General features: G+C 66.8%; 22 protein-coding genes. 6 read left to right on the forward strand and 16 right to left on the reverse strand.

The features are described from left to right. Positions 1–127 precede the first annotated feature (127 nt). The 6 genes from PPZ50_RS14080 to PPZ50_RS14105 all read right to left on the reverse strand — a co-directional run bounded on the left by PPZ50_RS14080 (position 128) and on the right by PPZ50_RS14105 (position 6435). On the reverse strand, positions 128–1459 hold the full coding sequence (locus PPZ50_RS14080) for an outer membrane protein assembly factor BamB family protein (RefSeq protein WP_066689497.1): 1332 nt from the start codon (positions 1457–1459) through the stop codon (positions 128–130). Positions 1460–1487: 28 nt separating this feature from the next. Further along, positions 1488–2189, reverse strand: a complete 702-nt coding sequence (locus PPZ50_RS14085) for a tetratricopeptide repeat protein (protein WP_066689498.1) — start codon at positions 2187–2189, stop codon at positions 1488–1490. 245 nt (positions 2190–2434) lie between these two features. Beyond that, on the reverse strand, positions 2435–3295 hold the full coding sequence (gene panB, locus PPZ50_RS14090; RefSeq protein ID WP_126013191.1) for a 3-methyl-2-oxobutanoate hydroxymethyltransferase: 861 nt from the start codon (positions 3293–3295) through the stop codon (positions 2435–2437). Positions 3296–3318: 23 nt separating this feature from the next. Further along, the gene (locus tag PPZ50_RS14095; RefSeq protein ID WP_272815339.1) at positions 3319–3759 is read right to left on the reverse strand and encodes a hypothetical protein; all 441 of its coding nucleotides are present in this window, start codon (positions 3757–3759) and stop codon (positions 3319–3321) included. A gap of 67 nt (positions 3760–3826) precedes the next feature. Then, positions 3827–4183, reverse strand: coding sequence for an arsenate reductase (locus tag PPZ50_RS14100; protein ID WP_066689501.1), 357 nt, complete (start codon positions 4181–4183; stop codon positions 3827–3829). A 506-nt stretch (positions 4184–4689) separates the two neighbouring features. After that, the gene (locus PPZ50_RS14105; RefSeq protein WP_272815340.1) at positions 4690–6435 is read right to left on the reverse strand and encodes a methyl-accepting chemotaxis protein; all 1746 of its coding nucleotides are present in this window, start codon (positions 6433–6435) and stop codon (positions 4690–4692) included. 187 nt (positions 6436–6622) lie between these two features. Between PPZ50_RS14105 and PPZ50_RS14110 the strand changes: the two genes are divergently transcribed. Continuing rightward, positions 6623–7051 carry a hypothetical protein gene (locus PPZ50_RS14110; RefSeq protein ID WP_272815341.1) on the forward strand — a complete coding sequence of 143 codons (429 nt, stop codon included), beginning with the start codon at positions 6623–6625 and terminating at the stop codon, positions 7049–7051. Between the two features lie 9 nt (positions 7052–7060). Then, the gene (locus tag PPZ50_RS14115; RefSeq protein ID WP_066692886.1) at positions 7061–7879 is read left to right on the forward strand and encodes a ferredoxin--NADP reductase; all 819 of its coding nucleotides are present in this window, start codon (positions 7061–7063) and stop codon (positions 7877–7879) included. A 181-nt stretch (positions 7880–8060) separates the two neighbouring features. Here the strand turns inward: PPZ50_RS14115 and PPZ50_RS14120 are convergent, their stop codons facing one another. The 6 genes from PPZ50_RS14120 to PPZ50_RS14145 form a co-directional block, all read right to left on the reverse strand. Continuing rightward, on the reverse strand, positions 8061–10196 hold the full coding sequence (locus PPZ50_RS14120) for a TonB-dependent siderophore receptor (RefSeq protein WP_066692885.1): 2136 nt from the start codon (positions 10194–10196) through the stop codon (positions 8061–8063). A gap of 87 nt (positions 10197–10283) precedes the next feature. Continuing rightward, a complete protein-coding gene (locus PPZ50_RS14125) occupies positions 10284–10727 on the reverse strand; it encodes a GNAT family acetyltransferase (protein WP_066692881.1) in 444 nt (147 codons plus the stop codon). Beyond that, positions 10697–11584: a hypothetical protein gene (locus tag PPZ50_RS14130; RefSeq protein ID WP_126013967.1), complete on the reverse strand. Its 888-nt coding sequence runs from the start codon at positions 11582–11584 to the stop codon at positions 10697–10699. The genes PPZ50_RS14125 and PPZ50_RS14130 overlap by 31 nt, the downstream gene beginning before the upstream one ends. Before the next feature lie 73 nt (positions 11585–11657). Then, positions 11658–12287, reverse strand: a complete 630-nt coding sequence (locus PPZ50_RS14135; protein WP_272815342.1) for a hypothetical protein — start codon at positions 12285–12287, stop codon at positions 11658–11660. 74 nt (positions 12288–12361) lie between these two features. Further along, a complete protein-coding gene (locus tag PPZ50_RS14140) occupies positions 12362–12637 on the reverse strand; it encodes a hypothetical protein (RefSeq protein WP_066692876.1) in 276 nt (91 codons plus the stop codon). Between the two features lie 114 nt (positions 12638–12751). Further along, positions 12752–13492, reverse strand: a complete 741-nt coding sequence (locus tag PPZ50_RS14145) for a Bax inhibitor-1/YccA family protein (RefSeq protein WP_272815343.1) — start codon at positions 13490–13492, stop codon at positions 12752–12754. A 155-nt stretch (positions 13493–13647) separates the two neighbouring features. Here PPZ50_RS14145 and thpR point away from each other — a divergent pair, with 155 nt between their 5' ends. The 4 genes from thpR to PPZ50_RS14165 all read left to right on the forward strand — a co-directional run bounded on the left by thpR (position 13648) and on the right by PPZ50_RS14165 (position 16445). Beyond that, complete coding sequence (thpR, locus tag PPZ50_RS14150) at positions 13648–14160, forward strand: RNA 2',3'-cyclic phosphodiesterase (protein ID WP_272815344.1); 513 nt, start codon at positions 13648–13650, stop codon at positions 14158–14160. An 89-nt stretch (positions 14161–14249) separates the two neighbouring features. Next, positions 14250–14582: a glycine zipper 2TM domain-containing protein gene (locus PPZ50_RS14155; protein WP_272815345.1), complete on the forward strand. Its 333-nt coding sequence runs from the start codon at positions 14250–14252 to the stop codon at positions 14580–14582. A 79-nt stretch (positions 14583–14661) separates the two neighbouring features. Further along, positions 14662–15087 carry an OsmC family protein gene (locus PPZ50_RS14160; RefSeq protein ID WP_066692869.1) on the forward strand — a complete coding sequence of 142 codons (426 nt, stop codon included), beginning with the start codon at positions 14662–14664 and terminating at the stop codon, positions 15085–15087. A gap of 188 nt (positions 15088–15275) precedes the next feature. Beyond that, the gene (locus PPZ50_RS14165; RefSeq protein WP_126013963.1) at positions 15276–16445 is read left to right on the forward strand and encodes a glycosyltransferase; all 1170 of its coding nucleotides are present in this window, start codon (positions 15276–15278) and stop codon (positions 16443–16445) included. Between the two features lie 210 nt (positions 16446–16655). Here PPZ50_RS14165 and PPZ50_RS14170 read toward each other — a convergent pair whose 3' ends face one another. The 4 genes from PPZ50_RS14170 to yajC are packed head-to-tail and all read right to left on the reverse strand — an operon-like array spanning position 16656 to position 19929. Further along, complete coding sequence (locus PPZ50_RS14170; RefSeq protein ID WP_066692866.1) at positions 16656–17021, reverse strand: MTH938/NDUFAF3 family protein; 366 nt, start codon at positions 17019–17021, stop codon at positions 16656–16658. Next, positions 17018–17980 (reverse strand): protein translocase subunit SecF, encoded by a 963-nt coding sequence (gene secF, locus PPZ50_RS14175; protein ID WP_066692864.1) that lies wholly within the window; start codon positions 17978–17980, stop codon positions 17018–17020. The genes PPZ50_RS14170 and secF overlap by 4 nt, the downstream gene beginning before the upstream one ends. A gap of 12 nt (positions 17981–17992) precedes the next feature. After that, positions 17993–19585: a protein translocase subunit SecD gene (gene secD, locus PPZ50_RS14180; protein ID WP_066692861.1), complete on the reverse strand. Its 1593-nt coding sequence runs from the start codon at positions 19583–19585 to the stop codon at positions 17993–17995. Continuing rightward, positions 19585–19929, reverse strand: coding sequence for a preprotein translocase subunit YajC (gene yajC / locus PPZ50_RS14185; RefSeq protein WP_066692858.1), 345 nt, complete (start codon positions 19927–19929; stop codon positions 19585–19587). Before yajC ends, secD begins: the two co-directional genes overlap by 1 nt. Between the last annotated feature and the right edge of the window lie 7 nt (positions 19930–19936).

The raw sequence follows: 19936 nt of genomic DNA on the forward strand, positions 1-19936 counted from the left end.
GTCGAGGGTGTTGGCTCCTCTCGTCGTTCCCGCGCAGGCGGGAACCCATAAACGCCGACGCAGCGTTTCCATCAGGAGCGCTGCGTCTATGGATCCCCGCCTGCGCGGGGATGACGAGTGGTTGGTGTTACTTCCAGGCGGTAAGCTGCCCGGCATCGTCGAGCAGGTACAGCATACCGTTCGCCACGATCGGCGACAGGTTATACCCCGCCTTCGACCGGGTTTCCTGCGTCGATGTGATCGAGCCGTCGGCGACCGAGGCCGATACCAGCTGCCCTTCCGAATTGGCGAGGATCAGGCGGTTGCCCGCCAGGATCGGGCCGACCCAGCTGATCGGGTTCTTGCGCTTCTTTTCGTTGCGGAAGCCGGGCAGCTGCTGGACCCAGCGCAGCTTGCCGCTGCCGCGCGAGATGCACAGCAGGCGCGCGTCGTCGGTCACGACGAAGATCCATTCGCCCGCGACCCACGGCGTCGAGATGCCGGCGAGATTCTGTTCCCACAGCCGCTGGCCCGACACGAGTTCGAGCGCGACCATGCGACCGCCCTGCCCGACCGCATAGACGCGACCATTGTCGATCACCGGTTCGGCGTCGATATCGGCCAGCGCCGACACCGAGGTCGAGGCGGAGGTGCGCGACAGGCTGTCGCCCCAGACCGACCGGCCATTTTCGTAGCGATAGGCGTTCAGCTCGCCCGACGAGAAGCCGGCGACGACCGTGCCCTGGGCCGAAGCGGGCGCAGCGACGCCGAACACGCCCTGCGATTCGATGCTGCCCGACTGAGTCCACACCACCTTGCCGTCGCTCTGGTCCAGCGCGAACAGCTGGTTGTCCTGGCTGACGACATAGACCTGCCCGTTGGCGAGCGAGGGGGCACCGCGTAAGGGGCCGCCGGGCTTGGCGCGCCACACTTCCTTGCCGTCGGCGGTGTTGAACGCGACGACATCGCCCAGACCATCGGTGGCGAAGGCACGCTCACCCTCCACCGACACGCCGCCGCCGAAGCGGGCACGCGGATTGTCGTCGCCGGGTACGGTCCGCGCGGTCCATACGGTCGCGCCGGTCGCGGCATCCATCGCGGTGACCACGCCTTCGACGTCGATCACGTACAGGCGACCACCGACGACCACCGGCGATGCGGCCAGCCGAGTGCGGGTATTGCCGCCCTCGATCCGCGCGCTCCACACCTGGCGCAACGTGTCGCCCAATGCGACATGACTCATCGATTTCGAGGCGTTGCCGCCGGGCTGCGACCAGTCGGCATTGGTTTCGGCGAGCGGCAGCACGACCTGCAGGTTCGCCAGCGCCGGATCGACCGTGGCGAGGTTTTCGGACGCGAGGATCGGCACGCGCTGTCCGACGACGGGCGTGCGCGCCGGGCCCTTGCCCTTGAGTGCGCCGCAACCGCCCAGCAGCGCCAACGCCGCAACCGCTGCCGAGAGTTTCAGATGCGTCTTCATGGGGAAAGGGTTCCGGTATCGAAGGGGGTTATTGCGCGGCGGCGGCGGGAGCGGCGGGCGCGGCATCGACGCCGAGCGACCCGGCCATCTGCACGGCACGCGCACGCAGGCTTTCGGGCACGCCATCGGTCTGCGCGATCAGGGCAAAGGTCTGTCCGGCCTGCTTGAGCTTGTTCTGGCGGAGATAGGCGACGGCCACCATCTCCCCCGCGCTGCCGAGCCACGGGCTGCCCTTGTCGGCGAGGCCGCGCAGCCGGTCGATGACCTGCTGCGGCTGCAACGAATCATATTCGACCGCGGTCTGGCGGACGAGCGCCATGTCGCGGAACGGCTGGGCCAGCGTCTCGTCGGCGGCGACCTTGCCGAAGGCGGCGGCCGCGCCCTTGGTATCGTTCTTCGACAGCAGCATGTCGGCCTGGGTCAGCAGGGCGGTGGCGCGCACGGCGTCCTTGTCGGAGGTCGTCAGCTTGCCGACGATCGCGTTCGCCTGCGCGACGCGGCCCTGTTCGATATCGTCGAGCGCGGTGGCGAGCTGTTCGCCCTGTTCGCCGGCCAGCGTGTTCTGGCGATGCTGCCACCAGGTCCAGCCGCCGAACGCAACGAGCGCGAGGAGGACCGCGCCGATGATCCACAGGCCGTAGCGCTTGCCGATGTTCGACATCTGCTCACGGCGCAGCTCTTCATCGACTTCGCGGATGAAGGCTTCGTTGTTCTGCGGGGTCAACGCCAAGGGAACAGCTCCAGGGGATAGATCAAGCGCGCTCCTTTAGCCGACGCCCAAGGGAAACGAAAGCGATTGGTCGTAGGGGTGGTTACCGGCACGGGACCATGGGGAAGCGCGGCTGTGCGGGGGATGAACAACGTTCCCGTTCCGTCACCCCGGACTTGATCCGGGGTCCCGCTTTCTTGCTACGGTAGAAGAAGAAGCGGGACCCCGGATCAAGTCCGGGGTGACGTGGCGGTTGGGGGTTCGTCTCAATCCTTCGGCGCGTAGAGTTGCGCTGGGCCGGGGAAGGTCCGCGTGCGCACCTCGTCGGCATAAGTCGTGACCGCCTTCGCGATATGGCCGGCCATGTCGTCGAACGTCTTCACGAAGCGCGGGGTGCGTTCGAACAGGCCGAGCATGTCCTCGGCCACCAGCACCTGTCCGTCGCACGCGGCCGACGCGCCGATGCCGATCGTGGGACAGGCGATGCGCCGGGTGATCTCCACCGCGATCGGTTCGACCACGCCCTCGATCACCACGGCGAAGGCGCCGGCTTCGGCGACCGCGACCGCATCGGCGACGATCTTTTCCGCCTCCGCTGCGCTGCGCCCGCGCGCGCCATAGCCGCCAAGCTGGTTCACCGCCTGCGGCGTCAGGCCGACATGGCCCATCACGGGAATGCCCCGCTGCGACAGGAAGGCGACGGTTTCCGCCATCGCCGTGCCGCCCTCCAGCTTCACCGCCGCGGCACCGGTCGCCTTGAGCAGCATCGCCGCGCTTTCGAACGCTTGTTGCGGGCTGGCCTCATAGCTGCCGAACGGCAGGTCGATGACGACCAGCGAATGATAGGAACCGCGCACCACCGCGCTCCCGTGCGCCGCCATCATGTCGAGCGTAACGGGCACAGTCGATGGCAGGCCGTAGATCACCTGCCCCAGGCTGTCGCCGACCAGCAGCATGTCGCACTGCGCGTCCATTAGCTGCGCCATGCGCACGGTATAGGCGGTCAGCATCACCAGCGGGGTCTTGCCCTTGGCGGCGCGGATGGCGGGGATGGTCAGCCGCTTCATCGGCGCCGGGGTGGGCGTCGCGCGGCTGGTGGCGGTGTCGATGGTGAAGGTCGTGGACATCCGCGCGGTCTAGCCCGAAGCGATCAGCGAAGCCACCCGCGCGCCGTGCCGTGCCGGGCCACGGCCAATTGCCATAGCGCGATGGCGAAGATCACCAGCGGGAACGGCACCGTCGCCGCCGCGCCCTCCGCCGCGATCAGGTCGGTCGCCGTAAAGACCCAGCCGAACTGGATCGCGACCGCGAGCAGCGATGCAGCATAAAGCCCCGCGGCCCAGCGCCGGCCGATCAACAACGCGACGCTGCCGAGCAGCCCGCCCCAGGTGGCGATGCCGTAGATCCAGTTGAACCAGCGCGGCAGCGCGGCATAGAAGCGGCGGTCAACCTCGCCCATCGCGGCAAGGGCGGCAGGTCCCATCGTGACCTGGCTGTAGAAGGCGAAGACGCCGGCTGCGCCCCACAGCAGGAACAGGATGGCGACGATGCGGAACCATGGCGGCGGAGTCCGGACGAACGTCGGTGCCATGCTGATCCTCTCCACCCGCGATTCGATACGGCATCGCAATGATGCCTGTGCGTGATGGTTAACGCACTTACCCGGCGATGGCGAATCGCTCCGCATAGCGTTCGGGCTTGAACCCGGTTTCGATCCAGCCGTCGCCGACCAGCACCGGGCGGCGGATCATCGACGGCTGGGCCAGCATTAGATCGATCGCGCGGGGTGCGTCGAGATCGACCTTGTCGGCATCGGGCAGCTTGCGGAACGTCGTGCCGCTGCGATTGAGCAGCGCCTCCCAGCCGAGTGCTTCGACCCATTGTTCCAGCGTCGCGCGGTCGATCCCGGCCTTCTTATAGTCGTGGAAGGTGTAGCCGATTCCGTTCGTGTCGAGCCAGGTGCGCGCCTTCTTCATCGTGTCGCAGGCCGGAATCCCATATATGGTTATCGTCATACGCTCGGTTCCTTTGGTGCAGCATCCGCGCTTGGCAAGTCTCGAAGCCAAAGCGTATCCTTCGCCGATACCTCAAGAATAGCTTCGTTCGAGACAGTCCTCCACGGCTCGGCAGTAGTGTCGAATTCGATCAACCGATAGCGTCGTTCGCAGGTGAGCCAACTCGTGCAAGGGCAGCGATTGGGAAGTTTATTCCAAGGAAGCGAAGCGAGGCGGCGCAGTTGCCCATACGCATCTGCCATATCGACAAATTCGCCGATCCACTCGGCGTGCCACTCATCTTCAATTACAAACATGGCTGCCGCTCACGACTTCTACGTACAACCTGACAGATCCCTCGCAATGGGGATGCCGTAGAGGGTAAGGGTCATCGGGTTGCCATCGGTTGCGCAGGAGGACGGATGGCGCATAGCGGTTCTGTGACGGAAAGACAGGGTGGCGCCGGGTTCGGCAGAAGCGGGACCCGGGTCAAGCCCGGGGTGACGACCCGATCATGCTACGGACCCTCACGCCGCCGCGCGGAAGGGGAGCGTGCGGCGGGCCTCGGCCGATAGCTGGAAGCGGTCGACATGCTGGGCGAGGGCTGCCGCCTGATCGGCGAGGCCACGGGCGGCGGCGGTGCTTTCCTCGACCATCGCCGCGTTCTGCTGCGTCACCGAATCCATCTCGCTGACCGCGATATTGACCTGTTGCAGGCCCGACGACTGTTCGTCCGCGCCCTTGGCGATCGTCGCGACCAGCCCGGCGATCTCGGCGATGCGGCCGACGATCCGCTCCAGCGCCTCGCCGGTTTCGCCGACCAGGTCGACGCCGATCTCGACCTGGTTGCCGCTGGCGAGGATGCGGCTCTTCACGTCGCTGGCGGCATTGGCCGACCGCTGTGCCAGCGCGCGGACTTCGGAGGCGACCACCGCGAAGCCCTTGCCCGCGTCGCCCGCCCGCGCCGCCTCGACCCCGGCGTTGAGCGCGAGGAGGTTGGTCTGGAACGCGATGCCGTCGATGACCGAGATGATGTCGGCGATTTCGTCCGACGCGCGCTTGATCCCGCCCATCGCCTCGACCGCCTGGCGCACGATGCGGACGCCTTCCTCGGCATCGCCGCGGGTGGCCGCCATCGTCACATTGGCCTGCGCCGCGCCGGTCGCGGTGCTGCGCACGGTCGCGGTGATCTCGTCGAGCGCCGCCGCCGTTTCCTCAAGGCTCGCCGCCTGCTGTTCGGTGCGGCGCGACAGGTCGTCCGATGCGCTGCTGATGTCCGACGCGCCGTCGCGGATGCCGCCGGTCGAGGCGACCACCGCGCGCATCGCATCGTTGAGCGCGCCCATCGCCGAATCGAAATCGCTGCCCAGCTTGCGGAACGATCCGGTCAGCGAATCGCCGATCCGTGCGTCCAGATGCCCCTTCGCCAGCGCGGCCAGCCCGCCGCCGACCACTTCGACCACGCGCTGCTGTTCCGCCTCGCGTTCGGCAGCGACGATCGCGGTGTCGCGGAAGGTTTCGAGCGCCTGGGCCATCTCGCCCACCTCGTCATGCCGGTCGCGGCCGGGAATGGCCGAAGCGGTGTCCCCCGCCGCCAGCGACCGCATCCGCCCCGCCACCGCCTCGACCGGCAGCGAGATCGACCGGCCGATGCGATAGGCGCAGAACGCCACCAGCAGCATCACTGCCAGCGCCAGCGCGCTTAGGTAAAGAGCGGCATCGAAGATCGCGCCGTTGATCCGGTCGATGAACACCCCCGACCCGATCACCCAGCCCCATGGCGCGAAGCCCGCGACATAGGAGAGTTTCGGCTGCGCTTCCTTCTGCCCCGGCTTGCTCCAGTGATAGCTGAGGAAGCCCGCGCCCTTGGTCTTCACGATCTGCGCCATCTCGACGAAATGGGTCCGGCCGGTCGCGTCGCGATAATTGTTGAGGTCGGTGCCGTTCATTTCCGGCTTGGTCGGATGCATCAGCATCGTGGGATGCAGGTCGTTGACCCAGAAATATTCGGTGCCGTCATAGCGCATGGTCTTGAGCGTGCCGAGCGCCGCGCGCTGCGCTTCGGCCCGGGTCATGCGCCCGGCGACTTCCTCGTCATGATAATGGACGACGACCGATCGTGCCGCCTCCACCGCCTGTCGCGTGCTGCGTTCGATGTCGCGGTGCATGACCGAGGACAGGTGGAACAGGCTGATGCACAGCAGCGTGATGAGTCCCAGCGCGGCGACCACCCCGATCAGATTGATCCGCCCCCGGACCTTCAACTGCAACATGCATCCCCCTCGACCGACCCATTCCGCCCGGTTTTGCCGCGAAATACTGAACATCGCGTTTAAGATTCACGCATTTTTCGCGAAATCGACCGGCCGCATCGCGCCGGCGTCCGAACCGCAGCGACCCCATTGACGACCCGTCCGATCCGCGATAGCCATTGCGAATGCGTATCAATAGCGAGGCTCTATGTACGATCTGATCGACCGGCCGGTATCGGTCCTGTCCCCCGGCGACCGCTTCCTGATCGATGCGATCCGGTTGTGGGTGGCGGCACGCAGCGCCTGCCAATGTCCCGCCGCGCTGCTGGCGGCGCGCTTCGCCCAATCGGGTGCGCTCGACGCGCTCGGCGATTTCGACGGGTGGATGACCCAGCTGTCGACCCATGCCCGCGTACCGATCCAGATCAATTGTAAATGCGGGCTTGTGACCGACGATGAATCGGTTCTCTTGACCTTGGCGCGCGATCTCGTAACGGGACGCGATGCGAAGGCGCGGACCACGCTTTCGCTGCTGGTCGCCGAAGAGGCGATCGCCCCCACTTTTTGCGCGCTGGCCCGGACGGCGGCAATGCTCGGACAGGTCGGGCTGCCGCCGGGGACCAACGTCAGGACGTAAGGATTATCGATGACCGACCGCACCGCCGTCGTCCACGGCCTCGAACCCACCAACGCGCTGAGCGTCGAGCGCGTGCGTTCGGTGCGCCACTGGAACGAGCATCTCTTCAGCTTCACCATCACCCGCCCGCCCAGCTTCCGCTTCCGGTCGGGCGAGTTCGTGATGATCGGCCTGCCCGGCGACAACGGCAAGCCGTTGCTGCGCGCCTATTCGATCGCCAGCCCGGCCTATGCCGAGGAACTGGAGTTCCTGTCGATCAAGGTGCCGGACGGCCCGCTGACGTCGAAGCTGCAGCAGATCGTGCCGGGCGACGAGATCTTCCTCGGCAAGAAGCCCACGGGCACGTTGGTCACCGACGCGCTGAAGCCGGGTGAGCGGCTGTTCATGCTGTCGACCGGCACCGGCCTTGCCCCGTTCCTGTCGCTGATCCGCGACCCGGACGTGTATGAGATGTATTCGTCGATCGTCGTCGTCCATTCGGTGCGCCGCGTGTCCGACCTCGCGTTCCGCACGACGCTGGAATCGTACCTGTCGGGCGATCCGCTGGTCGAGGATCAGGCGGCGGCGCAGTTCACCTATGTGCCCACGGTCACGCGCGAGGAATTCCACACTACTGGCCGTATCGACGCGCTGGTCGAGAACGGCACGCTGTTCAGCGCACGGATCGGCGGCGCGCAGGCGTTCGACCCGGCGACCGACCGCATCATGCTGTGCGGATCGACCGAAATGATCCGGGATTTCTCGGAATATCTGGAAGGACTGGGGTTCGAGGAAGGGTCGAATGCGAAGCCGGGCGATTATGTGATCGAGCGGGCGTTCGTGGGGTGATCCCTACCTACCCTACCCACCCCGTTCGGTTCGAGTAGCGATCGAGCCTGTCGAGAGCGCGTATCGAGAACGGGGTTCCGCTGGACAGGCGTTCTCGACGGACGCTTCTCGACAAGCTCGAAGCTGCTCGAACCGAACGGGCGTACATAGGGGGGGGCGGCACCACCGCCCCCTTTTCACGTCAATAGCTGACCCGCACCGTGCCCAGCACCGTGCGCGGGGCGATGAAATATCCCTGGTCGAAATTGATCGCGCTCAGCGCCTTGGCATCGTTGACGTTGCGGACATTGACGCCCAGCGACAGGCGCGGCGTCAGTTCGTAGCGCGCCATCAGATCGACCGTGGCATAGCCGTCCTGCGTGATCCGCACCGGCTGTCCCGTGGTCGCGGTGACGCCGGGTTCGAGGTACATGCGGCTCTGGTACTGGCTTGACGCGCCGACCTTGAGCGCAGGCAACACCTGCGGCTGCCACACGATGTTCAGCCGCCCGGTGTTGCGCGGCACGAAGGTGCGCACCGGCTGGTCGTCGTTGCCACGGATGCGCATCGCGGTGAAGCCGCCGGTCGCCTGCAGCCCCGGTGCGATCTGTCCGCTGACCTCCAGCTCGATCCCGCGTGAGGTGGCGTCGACGCCGCGATAAAGGGTCTGACCGATCGTCGGATCGAAACCGGCGGCTTCGGCGGTATTCTTCTGCCGCGCCTGGAACAGCGCGACGCTGGCGTTCAGCCGGCCGCCCAGCCATTCGCCCTTCACCCCGGCCTCGATATTGTCGCCCTCGATCGGATCGATCAGGCGGCGATTGACGTCGGTCTGGGTCTGCGGGTTGAAGATCGTTGCGAAGCTCGCATAGGCGCTGATCGTGCCGGTCAGGTCATAGGTCGCCCCGACGAACGGCAGGAAGCGCGCGCGGTCGTAATTGGTCGGCGCGGTATAGGACACGCCCTCGCTGAACGCGCGGGTGGCGTTGGCCCCGACCATGATCTTGAGCGGATCGGCGGGGTTCAGCCGGATCAGGCCATAGACCGTCTCACGCCGCAGATGCGTGTCGAGGCTGCGGTCGAACGCCGGGAAATTCGGTTCGGGGAACGAGCCGTCGAACCCGCTGAACAACGGCAACGACACGCCGATCGCCGCGAAATCATAGGCCGAATCCTGCGTGTAGCGCTGCGCCGACCGGTTCGCGCCGAACATCACGTCATGCGACCGACCGAATAGCGACACGGTGCCGCTGACATTGCCGTCGATCGTCAGGTTGCGGGCGAACGACCGGAACTTGCCGGGATAGCTGACGATGCCGAGGCCGGTCGCGCGATCCGGCGCACCGTTGATCTCGTTGGGCAGTTGCTCCCCATAGACGTAGAACAGCTTGTCGTCCTCGTCGATCGCGCGGCGCTGGACCGACAGCCTGGCGGTCCAGTTGCCGAAGCGGTGGGTCACGTCACCGAAGATTTGACGGTCGGTCACGTTGAAGCTCGACCAGTCGGGCGAGCTGTTGGTCGAGCGGGCATAATCGATCCGGCTGCCGTCGCTGTAATAGAGCGGCAGGGCGCCCCACATCGCCGCGCGGCTCTTGTGATTCTGATGGCCATAGCCGGCGCTGACGACGGTATCGGGGCCGAGGTCCGCCTCGGCGATGCCATAGCCGGTCCAGCGGGTCAGGCCGTAGCGGTCGAGATAGCTGTCGGTGTCGAGATACGATCCGACCGCGCGGGCGCGGACCGATCCACTGCGGGTCAGCGGCACGCTGAGATCGCCGTCGAGCCGCAGATTGTCGAACGAGCCATATTGCACGCTGGCCGAGGCGGCGAGGTCGCGGGTCGGGCGCTTGCGGATGAAGTTGATCACCGCCGACGGATTGCCGGTCGACGACAACAGCCCCGGCGCGCCGCGCACCACCTCGATCCGGTCGTACATCGCGGTGTCGATCGACCCGTTCTGGATGCCGAACGGGAATGGCAGGCCGACGCCGTCGACCTGGAACGTCTGGATGTCGAAGCCGCGCGCCGAATAATAGAAGCGGTCGGTTTCCTGTGCCTGCACGTTCACGCCCGGAACGGTCGCCAGCAGCGCGTTGATGTCGTTGAGCTGGAAATCCTCGATGTGCGCGCGGGTCACCACGCTGACCGATTGCGGCGTTTCGCGCAGCGACAGCGGCAGGCGGGTCGCGGTGCTCTGCGCCTTGACCGCATAGTCGTCGCTCCCTTCGGTCCGGGTGCCGGTGACGACGATTTCCTCGGCACGCTGCTGCGGATCGTCGGAGGCAGCGGGAGTCGGGGTCAGCGCGGTTGCGGCAAGAAGGACGGCGAAAGGCGACATTGCGAAACATTCCCTGTGATGTTTCGCGTGCCGCTACGCCGGGCTTATCGCTTTTGCAAGTGACTATCAGTAACTTTGCTATTGCAACTATGTCGCATCGCCTAGAAATCGACCGAGCACGACCACCGCCTGCCGCTCGAGCCCCAGCCGCCGGTAAAATGCCAGCGCCCCCGCATTGTCCTCACGCACCATCAACTGGACCTTGGGGACCGATCGGGCGCACAGCCAATGTTCGGCCGCGTGGAACAGCGCGGTGCCGATCCCCTGCCCCTGCAACGCCGGTCGGACCGCCAGATAATAGACCCAGCCGCGATGCCCGTCCTGCCCGACCATCACGCTGCCGACCGGTATCCCGTCGTGCCGGGCGACGAGGATGGTCGAGCTTTCCCCCGCAAGCGCCCGCGCGAAATCGGCGGCAGGATCGTTCCACGGCCGGGTCAGGGCGCAGGCGTGCCACAGCGCGACGACCGCTGCGGCATCGTCCGGCGTCGCGTCGTCGATCACCGGGCGATGCAGGTGCTGCCCGCCCATAGCGCGCTGACATTGTCCTTGGCGTCGTACAGCCCCGACAGGCCGCCGCTGCTGAATTCGCGACCCAGGCTCGTTTCCTCGACCGGCGCGTCGATCACCGATTCGACATCGGCGCGCTTCGAGCCGATGCCGACGCCGCCCATCGTCGTCAGCCCGCGTCCGCGCGCCGACCACCCGACGAAGCGGCCCTCCTGGAAATACACCGCGATGCGCGGATAGGTGGCGATGTCCAGCGGACCTTCGCCGCAATCGGCGTTGCGCGATCCCTCGGGCAGCGTCTGAGTTGCCGCCTCGACCACGCGCAGCACGATGTCGGCGGGCGCGCCGAACGACAGCGCGCGGCTGCTGGCCCCGGCCACCGTCTGCAACCCGTCAGGGGCGAGGCTCAGCGCGATCGCGTTGCGCGCCGCCGCCTCTGCCCCCGCCGGCGCATCGCAGCGGACGAGGCGCGCCGGGCCATCGACCCCGGTCAGTCCCAGATTGCCACCGCTGCCCAGCGCCAGGCGATAGCGCCGCTGTTCGGTGATGCCGCTCCGGTCGCCGATCACGTCGACATCGACCGCGCCGGCCTCGGCCGCCGTGATCGCGCGGGTCGGCAGATCACGGTCGCCGATGCGCAGCGCATTGGCGGCGATGACGGTGCGGTTGGCGCCGGGGGTCGTCGCGGCACAGGCGGTGCCGTCGCTATCCCATGTACCGACGAAGCGGGTCGGGATGGTCACCAGCGCCTCGGGCGTCGGCGTGGGGCTTGGCAGGACCGGTTCGTCCGACTGGGTCAGGTTGACCGACGTCGCCGCGTCGTCACCCTGGCTGCATCCGGCCAGCATCGCCAGCATGACCGTCGTCCAACGCCGCATCCCGTGTCTCCCGCTGCAAACTCGTCGCAAGACTGCCGCAAATGCGCCGCTTCGAAAAGAGGTGACGCGTCGGTCAGTGCGGGACGGTCGCCGCGTCGACCGCCGGCACATTGTCATTGGCGGCGGCCGGTGGCGGCAGGGTAGCGAAATAGGCCTTGGCCGGCATCTCGATCACCGTGACCCGGCCGGCATTGGCCTGTTCGACCGACTGGATGAAGGAGCGCGGCTTCTTCATCAGCTTCTTGTCCTCGACCACGCTCAGCCCCGAGCGCCGCGCGGCTTCGGCGACGAAATGCACGCAGTTGCGGCGGTTGAGATTATAGTGCGAATCGCCCTTCTCGCCCCATTCGTCGATCAGCGAACGGATCGATGCATATTGCGCGTCGGTCAGCACGACCGAGAAATGCGCGTTGCTCTTGGCGATATAGGACGGCTTGGGCCGATCGATCATGCCGCCGACCGACCCCATCAGCAACGCCGGCGTGATCGCCTTTGCGGTAAAGCCATAGCTTTCGTTCACCGCCGACCCACCGGCATCGGGCGCACCCGAAAAGGTGAAGAAGGCATGGGGAAAATTCTGCCCGAATTCCTGCGACCAGAAGGTGATCGTCACCGCCGCCTGTGCCGGGACGACGCTGCCCATCGCCAGCAGCAACAGCGCGAGACCGCGCAGCAGGGTACGGAACAGGCGTTGGGTCGTCATGGCCCCCCTCATACCAATGGCGGCGCATCGGGACCACCCGACACGCCGCCCGAACCGTACCGTTAGCGTGGGCGTCAGTCGTTACCGGCGAGCTTGGCTTCCTGTTCCTCGTCATAGCCCGACGACGGCGCCGGACCGTCGCTGCCCGGCACCGTCGCGGAGATCGGGTCCGATGCATCCATCGATTCGTCCAGCCCGCGATCGAGCCGGGCATCGGCGTCGTCGAGGTCGCCGGTCACGTCGCCGGCATCGCCCTGTGCCGGGGTCTTCGCTTCGCTCTCCCGCCCGTCGGGGGCGACCGACAGCGAATCCAGCGCCTTGTCGTCGATACCGTTGATGTCGTTGGTCATGTCCCTCACTCCTTCCCCGCTCCAACGAAACGACCGCGCCCGGCGTTCCGCGCAAACGAAAAGGCCCGGCAGTCGCCTGCCGGGCCTTCGCGATTGTTGCCGAGAACCTTGGGATCAGTCGCGGTTGCCGAGGAACGACAACAGGAACTGGAACATGTTCACGAAGTCGAGATACAGCGACAGGGCACCCATGATGACAGCCTTGCCCGCGAAATCGGTGCCGGCGACCTGGAAATACATCGCCTTGATCCGCTGCGTGTCAAAGGCGGTCAGACCGGCGAACAGCAGCACGCCGACCGCGCTGATGACCAAGCTGAACATGCCCGACTGGAAGAACAGGTTCAGCAGCGACGCCACGATCAGGCCGACGACGCCCATGATCAGGAACGTGCCGAACCCGGTCAAGTCACGCTTGGTCGTGTAGCCATAGAGGCTGAGCGACAGGAACGCGGTGGCGGTCGCGAAGAAGGTCAGCGCGATCGACGGCCCGGTATAGCGCAGGAAGATCGTCGACATCGACAGACCCATGATCGCCGCGAACGCCCAGAACAGCCCCTGCGCCGCGCCGGTCGACAGGCGGTTGATGCCGAAGCCCAGCACCATCACGAAGATCAGGGGCGAGAAGATGATGAGGTATTTGAGCAGCCCCGGCTGGTAGAACACGGCCGCCGCCGGCGAGGTGTCACCACCCCACGAGAACAACAGCGCGACGATGCCGGTCAACAGCACGCCCGAAGCCATGTAGTTGTACACCGAGAGCATGTAGGACCGCAGCCCCGCATCCCGCGCCATGTCGGTGGTACGGTTACGGGTAATCGGTGCGGCCGTCGTCCGGGGATCGGACCAGTTCGCCATTGTAAACTCCTCTTCCCGGCACACATGCCGGATGGTCGAAATATCGTCTGCATAACGCACGAATTCAAGGCAAACGCCGCCAGCAACACTTTGTTACGGCCCCGAGGAGAATCCGCTTGCACCGGCTGTTCGTAGCACTTCGCCCACCCCCGCCCATGCGCCGGAAATTGCTCGACATCATGGACGGCGTCGACGGCGCGCGGTGGCAGGACGAGGATCAGCTCCACGTCACGCTCCGCTATATCGGCGAGGTCGAGCGGCCGATGGCGGAGGATATCGCCACCGCGTTGCAGGCGGTCCACGCCCCCGCGCTCGACCTGGCGCTGTCCGGAGTCGGGCGGTTCGATACCGGCTCGCGGGGTCGGGCGCTCTGGGCCGGCGTCACCCCGCAGGACGCGGTCGCGGCGCTGCATTGCAAGGTCGACCATGCCCTCGTCCGCCTGGGGCTACCGCTCGAGGGGCGAGCGTTCCTGCCGCACATCACGCTCGCCCGACTCAATCGCGGGTCGGGACCGGTCGATGCGTTCCTTGCCGAACAGGGCGGGCTGCGGTCGCCACCGATGCGCTTCGACCATCTGGTCCTGTACGAAAGCCACCTGGCCCCGGACGGCGCATGGTATGAACCCGTCGTCCGCTATCCGCTGTCGTCACCCCTGCCCCGAACCTGAACGCAAGCCTGTCGTTTCGTTCATGAAACCGTCATGCCGGGGATGCGTGAAAGGGCCAAGTCAGGAATACGGACGAAAGGAAGAATCCCATGCGCAACATCATGATGGCGCTCGCCGCTGCCTCGCTGCTGGCTCCGGTCGGCCCGACCTTCTCGAAGCACGGCATTTCGGTCGGCAAGACCGAAGCGGAGGCACAGCGTCGCTACAAGTATCGCGAATGGCGCGGTCGTGACGGTCGTCGCTATTGCCGCCGTGAGAACGGCACCACCGGTCTGGTCGTCGGCGGCGTCGCCGGCGCGCTGGTCGGTCGCACGATCGACACCCGCGGCGACCGTACGCTCGGCACGCTGCTCGGCGCCGGCGCGGGCGCGCTGGCCGGTCGCGAGATCGAGCGCAGCGGCAGCCGTGGCCGTTGCCGTTGAACCATATACGGTTTGACGAATTCTGAAGGGGCGGGTCCGGCGACGGGCCTGCCCCTTTTTCATTGGCAAAGGTTTCCGCATGATCCGCAGTGCATCCGCCCGCTACGAAGGTCTCGGCAAGGACGGCAAGGGCCACGTATCGACCCAGTCGGGCGTGCTGTCCGACCAGCAATATGGCTTCAACACCCGTTTCGAGGACGGCAAGGGCACCAACCCCGAGGAGCTTATCGCCGCCGCCCATGCCAGCTGCTTCACCATGGCGCTGAGCTTCGCGCTGGCCGGCGCGGGCTTCACCGACGGCACGCTGGAGACGACCGCCAAGGTCACGCTCGACAAGGATGGCGACGGGTTCAAGGTCAGCAAGTCGGCGCTGACGCTGACCGCCAACGTGCCGGGCATCGATCAGGCGAAGTTCGAGGAGATCGCGGCGGGTGCCAAGGCCGGCTGCCCGATTTCGAAGCTGCTCAATGCCGAGATCACGCTGGAGCATACTCTGACGGCATGAAGATCGGGAGGGGGAGATCCGCCCCCTCCCCGTCACTCCGGACTTGATCCGGGGTCCCGCTTCTTCTGCAATGTCGGAAGGCAGGCGGAACCCCGGCGACGACCTCTTGGGGGCCTTATCCGTTCGGGGTCAGCGCGGATCGTCGTTTTCGCGAAGCCTTCACCCTTTTCGCGCTACAGGATGCGGCGATGTTACGCGTCCTGACCCTCGCCACCCTGTTCCCCGATGCGGTACGGCCCAATTTCGGCGTGTTCGTCGAACGGCAGACGCTGGGGCTGGCAGCGCTCGACGATGTGGCGGTCCATGTCGTCGCCCCGCTGGGCCTGCCACCCTTCCCGCTCGCGCTCCACCCGACCTATCGCGCGCTCTCGCGGTTGCCGGAACGGGAGGGTTGGAAAGGATTGCCCGTCGACCGGCCACGCTTCCTCAACCTGCCCGCGACACAGGGGCGGTTTCATGTCGCGGCGCTGGTCCGGCGACTTGGTCCCCATCTGACGCGACTGCGCGATACCTTTCCGTTCGACGTCATCGACGCGGAATTCTTCTTCCCCGACGGCCCCGCCGCCGTCGAACTGGGCCGGCACTTCGGCGTGCCGGTATCGATCAAGGCACGCGGGGCGGATATCCATCACTGGGGCCATGCACCGGCCACCGCCGCGCAGGTCCGCGCCGCGGGACGAGCCGCCGATGGGCTGCTGGCGGTGTCGCAATCGATGGCCGACGACATCGCCGCCGCCGGGATCGACCGGCCGGTGCGCGTCCATCGCACCGGGATCGACCGCAGCCGCTTCGGCACGATCGACCGCGCCACCGCCCGTGAGCGGCTGGGCATCACCGGACCGCTGGTCGTGTCGCTGGGCGCGCTGATCCCGCGCAAGGGGCATCGCATCGTGCTGGAGGCGGTGGCGGCGCTGCCGGGCGTCGGGCTGTGGATCGTCGGCGGCGGGCCGGATCAGGCGGCGCTGGCGGCGCGGATTGCGGAACTGGGCATCGCCGATCGGGTCCGGCTGTGCGGGGCGATGCCGCATGGCGACCTGCCCGACCTGCTGGCGGCGGCCGATGTGATGGCGCTGGCGTCGTCGTCGGAAGGGCTGGCGAATGCCTGGGTCGAGGCGCTGGCCAGCGGCACGCCGATCGTCATTCCCGATGCCGGCGCCGCGCGGGAGGTCGTGACGGCGCCCGCCGCCGGACGAATCGTGGCGCGCGACGCGAGCGCCTTTGCGCAGGGGATCGCGGCGATCCTGTCGCAGCCGGTCGACCGCCAGGCGACGCAGACGGTGGTCGAGGCGTTTAGCTGGGAGCGCAACGCGCTGGAACTGTGCGAGCATTTGCTGGGGTTGGTGGCAGCTCGGCGGTGAATTTAACGGACGCCGTTCGTTCGCCAATCAACAGCACCTGCCCCTTCGTCACCCCGGGCTTGACCCGGGGTCCCGCTTCTTTTGCCGCACGAAGAAGAAGCGGGACCCCGGATCAAGTCCGGGGTGACGGTTGTGGTTGACGGTCGCGCCGATCCATCAGCGTGCGCGCGATCAGGGTGCCGGACTACCGCGTCCCCCTATCGCCCACCCTCAAAGCGGGTAGAACGCCGCCGCGATCTGCCGCCCCTCGTCGCGCAGCACGCCCCAGGCGCGGGCGGCGGCGCGGCTGTCCATCGCCTCGATCCCCAGCCCCATCGCGTCGAGTTGCCGGACCAGCGCGCGCGGCGGCTGGCGCAGCGTCGCGCCGGTGCCGAGCAGCAGGAACTCCGGCTGCATCGCCAGCACCGCAGCCAATGCATCGGCGTCGAGCGCGTCGAACGCCGGCGGCTCCCACAGATCGGCACGCTGCGGCGTCATCAGCAGCGCCGGGTAGATGCCGTCATCCACCCGAAACCCGGCGGCGGTCAGGCCCGATACGACCGGGCCGGCGCCCGTGCGGACCCGGTCGAGCTTCACCGCGTCGTCTTCTGCGGCACGGGTTCCTTGACCGTCCCCTCACCCACCGGCGCGCCGGGCTTGAGACCCAGCGTGATCAGCAGCGACGACGACACGTAGATCGACGAATAGGTGCCGACGATCACGCCCAGGATCATCGCGGCGGTGAAGCCGCGCAGCACATGACCGCCGAACACGATCAGCGCGGTGAGCGCCAGTAGGATGGTCAACGAGGTCATGACGGTGCGCGGCAGCGTTTCGTTGACCGACAGGTCGATCAGCTCGCGCATCTCCATCTTGCGATACTTCCGCATGTTTTCGCGGATACGGTCGTCGATCACCATCTTGTCGTTGATCGAATAGCCGATGATGGTCAGCACCGCGGCGACGATGGTCAGGTCGAACGCAAACTGTTCGCGGAACAGCGCGAAGAAGCCCAGCGTCATCAGCACGTCGTGGACGATGGCGACCGCGGTCGACACGCCGAACTGCCATTCGTAGCGGAACCACGAAAAGATCGCGATGCCGACGATCGCCAGCACGACCGCGAGGATGCCGTTGGTGACCAGCTCGTCCGACACCTTGCCCGACACGGTCGAATAGTTGCTGAAGGTCGCACCGGGGAATTCGGCGGCCAGCGTCGCCTTCACCCGCTCGACCAGGCGGTCGGTCGCGCCCGAATCGCCTTCGGGCACCGGCAGGCGGATCGACACGATCGTCGGATCGCCGAATTGCTGGATCGCGGGTTCGCCGACGCCCAGCCGCTCGATGCTCGCCCGGACCTTGTCGATCGCGGGCGGCGTGGCGAACTTTTCCTCGATGGCGACGCCGCCCATGAAGTCGACGCCGAAGTTGAGGCCGCGAACGAACACCAGCCCGACCGCCAGGATGCTGAGGATCAGTGTCACGGTGAACGCGATCTTGCGCACCGCGACGAAGCGGATGTTGGTATTGTCGGGTACCAGCTTGATGAGACGCATGACGGCTGGGCCTTAAATGGTGATGTCGGTCGGACGGTTGCGGCGCATCCATCCGGCAACCAGCATCCGCGTGAAGGTGACGGCGGTGAACACCGAGCTGGCGATGCCCAGCAGCAGCACGACTGCGAAGCCGCGGATCGGGCCGGAGCCGAGGATCAGCATGATCCCGCCCGCGATCGCGTGGGTCACGTTCGCCTCGAAGATCGTGCGGCTCGCTTCCTTATAGCCCAGCTCGAGCGACTGCAGCACGCTGCGGCCACGGCGCCGTTCCTCGCGGATGCGTTCGTTGATCAGCACGTTGGCGTCGACCGCCGTGCCGATGGTCAGCACGAAACCGGCGATACCGGGCAGCGTCAGCGTGGCGTTCAGGAACGCCATCACCGCGATGATCATCAGGATGTTCAGCACGACGGCGATGGTCGAATAGATGCCGAACCGGCCATAGGTCATCACCATGAACACGATGACGGCGATGGTCGCGATGATCGCGGCGGTGACGCCCGCCTTGATCGAATCGGCACCCAGTTCGGGGCTGACGGTGCTTTCCTGCACGACGGTCAGGTCGACCGGCAGCTTGCCCGAACGCAGCGCGATGGCCAGCTGGTTGGCCGAATCGACGGTGAAGCCGCCGCTGATCGTGGCGCTGCCGCCGAGGATCGGTTCGTTGATGTTCGGCGCGGAAATGACCGAATTGTCGACGATGATCGCGAACGGCTTGCCGGTATTCTCCTGCGTCACCTTCGCGAAGCGGCGACCGCCGTCCGCGTTGAAGTTGATCGTGACGTTGGGCTGGCCGTTCTGGTCATAGGTCTGGCGCGCATCGGCCAGTTGGTCGCCCGAGATGATCGTGGTGCGCTTGACCGCGATCGGTGCGCCCTGCGCCGGATAGGGCAGGATCTGGCTGCCCGCCGGCACCTGCCCGCGCGCCACGGCGGCGGGATCGGCGGTCAGGTCGACCAGCTTGAATTCCAGCCGCGCGGTCTTGCCGAGCAGGTCCTTCAGCGCCTTCGGATCCGAAAGCCCCGGCACCTGCACGACGATGCGGTTGCTGCCCTGCTGGATGATCGTCGGTTCGCGGGTGCCCAGTTCGTCGATGCGGCGACGCACGACCTCGGTCGCGTCCTTCATCGCATTCTCGACCGCCAGGCGCAGACCCGCCTGGGTAGGCGTCAGCACGAAGCGCGTGGTGTCGCGCACCTCGATGTCCCATTCGCGCTGGCCGGTCATCCCCGCCCCGCCGCCGGTGAGGCCCAGCAGCTTTTCGCGCGCGGCGTCGACCTGGGTCGCGTCGCGGACCATGAAGCTGATCTGCCCGCCCCGGGTCGAAATGTCGCCGACCGCGACGCGCGGGTTGCGGCGCATCTCGGTCGCGATCATCTCGCGCATCGCCTCGACCCGCGTCGCCGCGACGTCCTGCGTCTGCGCTTCGAGCAGGATGTAGCTGCCGCCGGCCAGGTCGAGGCCGAAATTGATCGTCGGCGTCGGCACCCAGCCGGGCAGCTTCGCGCGCGTCGCTTCGGGCAGCAGGCTCGGCACCGCGAACAGCGCCAACAGGATCACGGACGCCCAGATGGCGATCCGTTTCCAGCGGGGAAAGTCGAGCATCAGTCGTTCGCGGGCTTGGCGCCGGCGGGCGGCGTGACTTCGGCGATGGTCGCCTTCACCACGCGGACGCGGGTGTTGGCGGCGATCTCGACCTCGACGAACGCGTCCTCGACCTTGGTCACCTTGCCGATGACGCCGCCGGCGGTGACGACCTGATCGCCCCGCTTCACCGCGGCGATGGCGTTCTGCAGCGTCTTCATCCGCTTCGACTGCGGACGGATCAGCAGGAAGTAGAAGGCGACGAAGATCAGCAGCAGCGGCGCGATGCCGATGAGCGTGCCGAGGAAACCACCCGATGCCGCAGGGGCGGCAGCGGTCTGGGCGAAAGCGGAGGGTACGAGCATTGCTGGC

The organism is Sphingomonas hankookensis (assembly GCF_028551275.1).
Lineage (GTDB): Bacteria > Pseudomonadota > Alphaproteobacteria > Sphingomonadales > Sphingomonadaceae > Sphingomonas > Sphingomonas hankookensis_A.